8 protein-coding genes and 1 pseudogene are annotated in these 9,386 nt (G+C 64.4%); 5 read left to right on the top strand and 4 right to left on the bottom strand.

Translation table 11 applies throughout. From position 1 onward, the window contains the following. Positions 1-50: 50 nt before the first annotated feature. Entirely contained in the window at positions 51-1,250 is a 1,200-nt protein-coding gene (locus tag K7I12_RS13725; protein ID WP_231664460.1) for an efflux RND transporter periplasmic adaptor subunit, read from the bottom strand. Positions 1,251-1,460: 210 nt separating this feature from the next. Here K7I12_RS13725 and K7I12_RS13730 point away from each other — a divergent pair, with 210 nt between their 5' ends. Further along, positions 1,461-2,555 (top strand): LysR family transcriptional regulator, encoded by a 1,095-nt coding sequence (locus K7I12_RS13730; RefSeq protein ID WP_231664461.1) that lies wholly within the window; start codon positions 1,461-1,463, stop codon positions 2,553-2,555. 15 nt (positions 2,556-2,570) lie between these two features. On the opposite strand, the pseudogene K7I12_RS13735 reads toward K7I12_RS13730, so the two are convergent. Continuing rightward, positions 2,571-2,795 (bottom strand): annotated as a pseudogene (locus K7I12_RS13735) (transposase); the annotation flags it as partial. A 164-nt stretch (positions 2,796-2,959) separates the two neighbouring features. Between K7I12_RS13735 and K7I12_RS13740 the strand changes: the two are divergent. Beyond that, on the top strand, positions 2,960-4,093 hold the full coding sequence (locus K7I12_RS13740) for an alkene reductase (RefSeq protein ID WP_231664462.1): 1,134 nt from the start codon (positions 2,960-2,962) through the stop codon (positions 4,091-4,093). A gap of 217 nt (positions 4,094-4,310) precedes the next feature. Here K7I12_RS13740 and abiEi read toward each other — a convergent pair whose 3' ends face one another. After that, entirely contained in the window at positions 4,311-4,850 is a 540-nt protein-coding gene (abiEi, locus tag K7I12_RS13745) for a type IV toxin-antitoxin system AbiEi family antitoxin (RefSeq protein ID WP_231664463.1), read from the bottom strand. Between the two features lie 525 nt (positions 4,851-5,375). Between abiEi and guaB the strand changes: the two genes are divergently transcribed. From guaB to K7I12_RS17540, 3 genes are all read left to right on the top strand, one after another. Further along, the gene (gene guaB / locus K7I12_RS13750) at positions 5,376-6,845 is read left to right on the top strand and encodes an IMP dehydrogenase (protein WP_231664464.1); all 1,470 of its coding nucleotides are present in this window, start codon (positions 5,376-5,378) and stop codon (positions 6,843-6,845) included. A gap of 121 nt (positions 6,846-6,966) precedes the next feature. Then, the gene (guaA, locus tag K7I12_RS13755; RefSeq protein WP_231664465.1) at positions 6,967-8,541 is read left to right on the top strand and encodes a glutamine-hydrolyzing GMP synthase; all 1,575 of its coding nucleotides are present in this window, start codon (positions 6,967-6,969) and stop codon (positions 8,539-8,541) included. Positions 8,542-8,738: 197 nt separating this feature from the next. Next, complete coding sequence (locus tag K7I12_RS17540; protein ID WP_268871179.1) at positions 8,739-8,864, top strand: hypothetical protein; 126 nt, start codon at positions 8,739-8,741, stop codon at positions 8,862-8,864. Here the strand turns inward: K7I12_RS17540 and K7I12_RS17725 are convergent. Next, positions 8,861-9,268: an integrase core domain-containing protein gene (locus tag K7I12_RS17725; RefSeq protein ID WP_442908061.1), complete on the bottom strand. Its 408-nt coding sequence runs from the start codon at positions 9,266-9,268 to the stop codon at positions 8,861-8,863. The genes K7I12_RS17540 and K7I12_RS17725 overlap by 4 nt on opposite strands. Positions 9,269-9,386 lie beyond the last annotated feature (118 nt).

Below are 9,386 nucleotides of genomic sequence, written 5' to 3' on the forward strand. Positions count from 1 at the left end.
CATCGTCGGCCCGGGCCTTGCCCGAGCCGTAGATACAGGTCAGGCGCTCGTCAATGAGCCGCTGAAAGCTCCATCGAGGGCTTGGAATCGCGCATGGCGACGCTTTGCGCGGCCACCGGCATGCCGGGGAAGAAGATCCGTTGCGTGCCGCGCACCACCACGCGATCGCCGCTTTCGAGCCCGGACTCCACCACCCGCAGGCCATCGACCTTGCGGCCGAGCTGGATGTCCTTGCGCACCGCGAGCCCCTGCGCGTCGACGATGTAGACGAATTTGCGATCCTGATCGGTCAGCACCGCCTTGTCGTCGATCAGCACCGCGCGATCTTTGCTGCCGCCGCGCAACTGCACGCGGGCGAACATGCCCGGGGCGAAGTGGCCGTCGCGATTGTCGAGCACGGCGCGCATCAGGATGGTGCCGGCCGCCGCATTCAATTGGTTGTCGACGAAGTCCACTTGCCCTGCGTAGGGATAGCCACTGTCCGAGGCCAGGCCGATCCGTACCGGGGTGCGCTCCTCGCGGGAGCTGGGGCGCTCGCCGGAACGGGCCATCGCGTCGTAGCGCAAGTAGCTCTGCTCATCGGCGTAGAAATACACATAGGCCCGATCCATCGACACGATGGTCGTCAGCGGCGAGGCTTCGGAGACCAGGTTGCCGGTGGTGACCAGCGCGCGGCCAGTGCGCCCGGCGATCGGCGCGCGTACCTCGGTGTAGGCCATGTCCAGGCTGGCCCTTGCGACACCGGCCCGCGAGGCCAGCACGTCGGCGGCCGCCTGGGCGCTCGCCGCGCGACGCTGGTCGAGTTCCTCGCGGGCGATGGCGCGGCTCTTGGCCAGGGTCTCGGCCCTGGCCGCCTGGGCGCGGGTGAGCTCGGCATTCGCCTCGGCGCGCTTGAGCTCGGCCTGGGCCCGGGACAACTCCGCTTGGTAGGGGCGCTGGTCGATGACAAACAGCACGTCGCCTGCCTCGACGAGCTGGCCTTCGGTGTAGTTGATGCGCTCGATATAGCCGCCGACACGCGGACGCAGGTCGACCGATTCCACCGCCTCGACATGGCCGGTGAATTCGTCCCAGTAACGCACGTCCTGCACCAGCACCTCGGCCACGCTGACCTGGGGCGGCGGCGGAGCCTGCTGGGGGCTTTCCGCCTGGGTGTCGCAACCCGCGAGCAGGGCCAGCCCCAGCAGGGCGGGAATCGTCAGCGTCGCGCGCGGATGGCGCAACGAACGGAACATCTTGTGGACGTTCATGGGTGGGCCTCTGTAGCCAGTCGCTTATCGGCACCAACGCCAGCCAGCTTGTGGCGGGTAATAGTTGTCGTGCCCGGGTTTCGCAACAGTCGTTGCGGGGCGGAGAAAATCGACAGTCGGTGTTGGTTGAGCGGAAAGATTAAACAGATTAACCCGACTTGATTAGTCGGGTTTGGAGGGAAATACTGTTCCAGCGGCGGGATAGTCTTCGTGCCCCCGTTGCCCCGCGGTATCCTCAAGTCCACGCACGGCAAGGACAACGCTATGGTGCAGGATCTCAACGACGCCTTGATCTTCGCCAAGGTCGTGGAACAGGGCAGCTTCACCGCCGCTTCTAGGCTGCTGGGCATCCCCAAGACCACGGTCAGTCGCAAGATCCAGGGGCTCGAACAGCGCCTGGGTGCCCGCCTGCTGCAGCGCACTACGCGTCGGCTGAGCCTCACCGAGGCCGGTGGCGTCTACTACGAATACTGCAGCCGGATTACCCAGGACTTGAGCGAGGCGGAAAGCGCCGTGCACCAGCTCGAGGGCAGCCCTCGTGGCTGGCTGCGGGTCACCGCGCCGTTCACGATGTGCACGGAATTCACCTCGACGCTGGTTCGCGATTTTCGCGAGCTCTATCCCGAGGTCAGGATCGACCTGGTGCTGTCGAACGAGCACCTGGACCTGGTCGCCCATCAGATCGACGTGGCGCTGCGGGTCGGCAACCTGCCGGATTCCAGCCTGGTCGCCCGGCCGCTGGCCCGCTACCGCTCGTTCGTGTATGCCAGCGAGCGCTATATCGACCGGCACGGCGCGCCGCGCACTCCCGACGAGCTGGCCCGGCATCCGGTCCTGGCGAAGAGCAGCGACCGGCGCAACCAGCGTTACTTCTGGCAATTGCACAACGGTTCGCACCACGAAGAGGTCGCGGTCGAGCCCATCGCCGTGGCCAACGATCCCTTCGTGCTGCGTCGCCTGCTCGTCGAGGGCCATGGACTAATGCTGGCCAGCGAGATCGTGGCGTGCTGGGGCCCGGAAGGGGAACAGCTGCATCGCGTGCTGGAAGGCTGGTCGGGGCAGGAAACCGAGCTCAACGCGGTGTTTCCCAGCGGCAAGCTGATCTCGCCCAAGGTGCGCAGCTTCGTCGATATGGTCGCCGAGCGCATCCAGATCGATAGCGGCTTCAGCGCCAATCACTGGCAGTTGCCGGCAGTCGCCGATGCGGCGGATCTCGACGCGACAGGCGTCAGCATGCTCGGCGTCGAGGAAATCGAAAAGGCCGAGAAAACCGAGCAAGTCACGGCCATCGGCGAGACGGCCTGAGGGCTCTTCGTCGTTTCATGTGGATTTGGCCTGATCCAGCAGGCTCCCCACCGGGCTGCCAATCAGATAGATCATGGTGATGAAGTAGCCCTCGTTGCGGTACCCGCGAGCCCGTGATCGGGCGGCTTGGAACAAGCTGTTCATCCCTTCCAGTCGTGCATTGGTCAGCGCCGATAGCCAGCGCCGAATGACCCGGTCGGCATGCCGTTCCAGGGTGTTCATCGCTTTCCTGGCCATCGCTTTCCTGGCCATCGCTTTCCTGTCCATAGCTTTCCTGCATCGCGGCGGTCGGCAAGATTCATTGTTAACTGGCTAATTAGTTCCTAGACTTTGGTCTACATCGGCGAGCCACCGTGGCTCGCTTTCGTTTTGGCCAGACCCCATCGTTAAAAGGAGTTCGCTACGTGGCTTCGTTATTCGAACCGTTCGATCTTGCCGGTACCCGCCTGAACAACCGCATCGTCATGGCGCCGATGACCCGCTCCCGCGCCCCGGAGGACATCCCCACGGAGCTGGGGGCGCTCTACTATCGCCAGCGCGCCAGTGCCGGGCTGATCATCTCCGAAGGCACGCCGATCTCGCGCCAGGGGCAGGGGTATCTCTACAACCCGGGTATCTTCGGCCCCGACCAGCTCGCCGGCTGGGCCAAGGCGACCCGCGCGGTGCATGAGCGCGGCGGCGTGTTCTTCGCCCAGATCTGGCATGTCGGGCGGGTTTCGCACACTACCGTGCAGGTTGCCGGCGCCGCGCCGGTCGGCCCCAGCGACAAGCCCGGCGGCATGGCCTTTGGCTACAACGAAAACGGCCAGCCCGACATGCTCAAGGCAAGCCGGCCCCGCCGGCTCGAAACCCGGGAAGTCAAAGACATCGTGCGCGATTTCGCCCAGGCGGCGGTCAATTCACGCGAGGTGGGCTTCGACGGCGTCGAGATCCATGGCGCCAACGGCTACCTGTTCGAGCAGTTCCTGAATCCCGGCGTCAACGACCGCGACGACGAATACGGCGGCTCGCGGGAAAACCGCTGCCGGCTGCTGCTGGAAGTGGTCGACGAGGTCAGCAAGATGATCGGCGCCCGCCGTGTCGGGGTGCGTCTCTCGCCACATGGCACGCTGTTCGACATGCCCGAGTACGACGATAACGGCGAGACCTACCTCCATCTGGCGCGTGAGTTCAACAAGCGCGGCCTGGCCTATGTGCACCTGCACGACCAGGGCGGCCAGGGCATGGCGCCGATGCCCCGCGATTATCTGCGCCGGTTCCGCGACGCCTACAACGGCACGCTGCTGCTCGCCGGCAACCTGGATCAGGCCGAGGCGCAAAAGCTGATCGATGAAGGCACCATCGACCTGCCGGTATTCGGTCGCCCGTTCACGTCCAATCCGGATCTGGTGGAGCGCATGCAAAACGGCTGGCCGCTGGCGGATTTCGATCCGAACACCTTCTACGGCGGCGATGCCCGCGGCTACGTGGACTTCCCCACCTACGCGGAAGAGCAGGCACGGCGCGAGCGCGAGAAGATGCTCGAGGAAAAATCCTGATCAGGCGTTGCGCATCGCGATAACAGCGGCCCGAAACGACCGGGCAATTACGCTGTAGCAACGACGACGCCCGGTCCGAAAGATCGGGGCGATTTGTGTTTGGCGTATCTCACCTGGCGGTGAGGTGGCTTTCCGGATCTATAGAATAAACTCCGGGCTGTTCGATCCCGGCGCAGGGCCTTCGAGCGGGGCGACCAGTTCGTCGAAGTCGGCGCGTTCAGTGTTCATTCGCCAGGCTCGTTTGGTCGACAAGGTGAGTGTTACGCCCGACTCGCTTGAGATCGGCCCAGGCAGCCTGGGGTGTCGCCAGCCGCAAGGGACGCCCTACATCGCGCATCCGGTCGAGCAGTTGGGGAATGGACCGTTTGGTGTGGGTGAACTCGATGGTGCCATAAGGGGTTCGATACTCGCCCTTGCGTCCGGTGGTCATTACCGTCAGCCGATCGACAGGGATCTGTGAGATCGCGCCATATTCCGAAAGCGCGGACTCGAGGCTGACATAGCTGTATTCGCCGCGGCGCATGGCCTTGGCGATACGCTCGAGCAGATCGGCGTCCTGGTGCCGTGACAGCTTGTAGACGTACACGCCACGGCTGGCTGCCTCGAGCAGGCCATACCGGCGTAGTCGATTGATCCCTTCCTGCAGGGTCTTCGGACTGTCTTCGGGGAAGATCTTGGCCAGGTCCGAGAGGGTAAATACATAGCGATGTTGGCGGTCCCAGTCGTCGAGCCGGGCGCGAGCGGTGATCTGGTCCATAAGTACACTCAAAAACTATTTATGGATAGTTTATGTGTGCACTTGCCGCATGGCAAGCAGCGCAATCGTTCCCGGGCCACCGCGCCACCGCCATCGGGAATGCCTTTCTTCAAATACGCCTCCCACAAAGGCAGGCTCCCACAAATACAGGCTCCTGCAAGGCCAGACTCCGAGGCCAGCTACGGGCAAGAAACCTGTGGGAGCGAACTTGTTCGCGATGAATGGGCACCCAGGCTGATGTGCCCGCCGCTAGCGGGATCAAGTTCCCTCCCACAAGACCACCAGCCCACGCTCCCATGGCCATCCGGGCCGGGTTGCGTGGGAGCGAACTTGTTCGCGATGAATGGGCCACCCGAGCTGCCGTGCCGCCGCTGCCGGGAATGCCTTCCTCCCACCGCGCCTCCCACGGACACGAGGATGCAATCGCGCACGGCTACGTTGAGTGCGAAACGGCCGAGGTTTATAATGGTCGATTAACTCTCCAACGCCCCGTCTCCCACCATCTGCTCATTGGGTGTTTCCGATATGCTACGTATGGCGCAAGAAGCTCTTACGTTCGACGACGTATTACTCGTTCCCGGCTACTCGGATGTCCTGCCCAAGGACGTCAGCCTCAAGTCCCGCCTGACCCGCAACCTCACGCTCAACATCCCGCTCGTCTCCTCCGCCATGGATACCGTGACCGAAGCCCGGCTGGCGATCGCCATGGCCCAGGAAGGCGGCATCGGCATCATCCACAAGAACATGTCGATCACCGCCCAGGCCGCCGAAGTGCGCAAGGTCAAGAAGCACGAGAGCGTGATCGTCAAGGACCCGGTGACCGTCGCCCCGCAGGCCAAGCTCACCGACCTGCTGGCGATGGCCGACGAGTACGGCTACTCCGGCTTCCCGGTGGTCGAGGGCGAGACGCTGGTGGGCATCGTCACCGGCCGCGACATGCGCTTCCAGCCCGACCACAGCGATCACGTCGAGGCGATCATGACGCCTCGCGACAAGCTGGTCACGGTGCCCGAGGGCACGCCGCTGGACGCCATCAAGGCCAAGCTGCAGGAAAACCGCATCGAGAAGATCCTGATCGTCGATGACGCCTTCCGCCTGCGCGGGCTGGTCACGGTGCGCGACATCGAGAAGGCGCGCACCTACCCCAACGCCGCCAAGGATGCCGACGGCCGTCTGCTGGTCGGCGCCGCGGTGGGCACCGGCGCGGAAACCGCCGAGCGCATCGCCGCGCTGGCCGAGGCCGGCGTCGACGCCATCGTGGTCGACACCGCCCACGGCCATTCGCGCGGGGTCATCGAGCGGGTGCGCTGGGTCAAGGAGCACTTCCCCGACGTGCAGGTGATCGGCGGCAACATCGCCACTGCCGATGCCGCCCGGGATCTTGCCGAGGCCGGCGCGGACGCCGTCAAGGTGGGCATCGGCCCGGGTTCGATCTGCACCACGCGCGTCGTCGCCGGCGTCGGCGTGCCGCAGATCACCGCCGTCTCCAACGTCGCCGAGGCGCTCAAGCCCTACGACATCCCGCTGATCGCCGATGGCGGCGTGCGCTTCTCAGGCGACCTGGCCAAGGCCGTCGCCGCCGGCGCCAGCACAGTGATGATCGGCGGCCTGCTGGCCGGCACCGAGGAAGCCCCGGGCGAGGTCGAGCTCTACCAGGGGCGTACCTACAAGGCCTACCGCGGCATGGGCTCGATGGGCGCGATGTCGCAGAGCCAGGGCAGCGCCGACCGCTACTTCCAGGACAAGTCCGAAGGCGCCGAGAAGCTGGTGCCGGAAGGCATCGAAGGCCGCGTGCCCTACAAGGGCATGATGAGCGCCATCGTCCACCAGCTGATGGGCGGGCTGCGCGCCTCGATGGGCTACACCGGCTGCCGCAGCGTCGACGAGATGCGCACCAAGCCCGAGTTCGTGCAGATCACCGGTGCCGGCTTCGCCGAGTCCCACGTGCACGACGTGCAGATCACCAAAGAGGCTCCTAATTACAGAGCTGGCTGACCAGCCCCGAAAATAGATAAAGAAGAAGGAAGAGGTAAGAGGGAAGAAACGGCTTCTCCCCCTTCATCCTTCCTTCTTCTACCTTTTGTCCCTTCTCGTTTCTCTGGCGGTGGCCCCCTCCATGACCGACATTCATGCCCACAAGATCCTGATCCTCGACTTCGGCTCCCAGTACACTCAACTGATCGCGCGGCGCGTGCGCGAGATCGGCGTGTATTCCGAAGTGCGCGCCTTCGACATCACCGAGGAAGAGATCCGCGCGTACGCGCCCAACGGCATCATCCTCTCCGGCGGGCCGGAATCCACCGTCGCCAATGGCTCGCCGCGCGCCCCCGAGTGCGTGTTCGAACTCGGCCTGCCGGTGCTGGGCATCTGCTACGGCATGCAGACCATGGCCATGCAGCTGGGCGGCCGGGTCGAGGGCTCCAACAAGCATGAATTCGGTTACGCCCAGGTCAAGGTCGACGGCGACGACGACCTGCTCGGCGGCATCAAGGACCACGTCGACCACGACGGCAGCGCACTGCTCGACGTGTGGATGAGCCACGGCGACAAGGTCGCCCAGGCGCCCGAGGCGTTCAACATTACCGCCAGTACCCCGAGCTGCCCGATCGCCGCCATGACCTGGCCGGAAAAGCGCTTCTACGGCGTACAGTTCCACCCCGAAGTAACCCACACCCTGCAGGGCCAGCGCCTGCTCGAGCGCTTCGTGCTGGGCATCTGTGGCGCCGAACAGCTGTGGACCCCGGCCAAGATCATCGAGGACCTTTCCGCCCGCGTGCGCGACCAGGTCGGCGACCGCCACGTGCTGCTCGGCCTCTCCGGCGGAGTGGACTCCTCGGTGGTCGCCGCGCTGCTGCACAAGGCGATCGGCGACCAGCTGACCTGCGTGTTCGTCGACAACGGCCTGCTGCGCAAGGACGAGGGCGAACAGGTGATGGAAACCTTCGCCCGGCACATGGGCGTGCGGGTGATCCGCGTCGACGCCGAGGACGAGTTTCTCAACAAGCTCAAGGGCGTGGACGACCCCGAGGCCAAGCGCAAGGCGATCGGCAACACCTTCATCGACGTGTTCGACCGCGAGGCCGCCAAAATCGAGGGTGTGGACTTCCTCGCCCAGGGCACCATCTACCCGGACGTGATCGAATCCGCCGCCAGCAAGACTGGCAAGGCGCATGTGATCAAGTCGCATCACAACGTCGGCGGCCTGCCCGAGACCATGAAGCTCAAGCTGGTCGAACCGCTGCGCGAGCTGTTCAAGGACGAGGTGCGCAAGCTCGGCCTGGAACTCGGCCTGCCCTACGACATGGTCTACCGCCACCCCTTCCCGGGGCCGGGCCTGGGCGTGCGCATTCTCGGCGAAGTGAAGAAGGAATACGCCGACATCCTGCGCGAAGCCGACGCCATCTTCATCGAGGAATTGCACAACGCCGACTGGTACCACAAGACCAGCCAGGCCTTCGTCGTGTTCCTGCCGGTGAGATCCGTCGGCGTGGTCGGCGACGGCCGCCGCTACGAATGGGTCATCGCCCTGCGCGCCGTGGAAACCATCGACTTTATGACTGCCCGCTGGGCGCACCTGCCGTACGAGCTGCTGGAGAAAGTCTCCAATAGGATCATCAACGAAATCAGCGGTGTATCGCGGGTGACGTACGACGTGAGCAGCAAGCCGCCAGCGACGATCGAGTGGGAGTAATGGCCGAGTAGGGCAGACGAGAGCCGCCTAGCCCCGCTGCATCGCCCGTCTCATACGAAAGCCTGCCTTTACTGGCTAATGCCAGTCAGTTAAGCCTATAACCCAACAGCTGATGACCCTGTGTGTCAACCTGAATCCATACACCGGCTCAGTGAGTTAAGCTCAATATCAGAGCCCGAGGTTCAGGAGCCCGTATCATGCCTAAACCGCCAACCGAGCTGCCCGACCATCAGGTCACGCCGAACCCCAAGCTGGAGAAGCGCACCCGTCGTCAGTTCTCGACCGAGTCGGAACCTGTCAACCTGATTCGGACAGATCGTTAAAAATTAGTGTCGATTTCGTCGCGGTGCCGCTTGCCGCCGCCAGTGTCGGGAAGTTCACCGCGCTGTAGGGGCCGGGTCGTCGTCATCGGGCTGTACCGGATTGATCGAGACACTGGCCGGTGGCATCGCCACCTTGGGGCGTCCGCGTAGGAACCGCTCGGGGTGCGCCTCGAAGCTGTCATCGAGCGCTCGCTGACGGACCTCCGCAATCTCGCGATATCGGCCGGTGAAGACCTGCTCCGGGGTGAAGCCAGCCCGCTGTGAGGGTGCTGCAGGTTGTACCAGTCGACATAGGCGCGGTACCACTGCCGGGCATGGACAATGCTTTCGAAGCGCCCGGGATAGTCGGGCTGGTACTTGCTGGTCTTGAACTGGCTTTCGCTGAACGGGTTGTCATTACTCACCCGCGGCGGCGGTCTGGCTGATCCACGGCATCAACACCTTGAAGAGACTACCCACCACCGCGCGGCTTTTGACGCCATGATCGAACAGCGCCGTACGCGCGAGACCGGGGTGAGCCGC

The organism is Halomonas sp. IOP_31 (assembly GCF_021151495.1).
In the GTDB taxonomy this organism is placed as follows: domain Bacteria; phylum Pseudomonadota; class Gammaproteobacteria; order Pseudomonadales; family Halomonadaceae; genus Modicisalibacter; species Modicisalibacter zincidurans.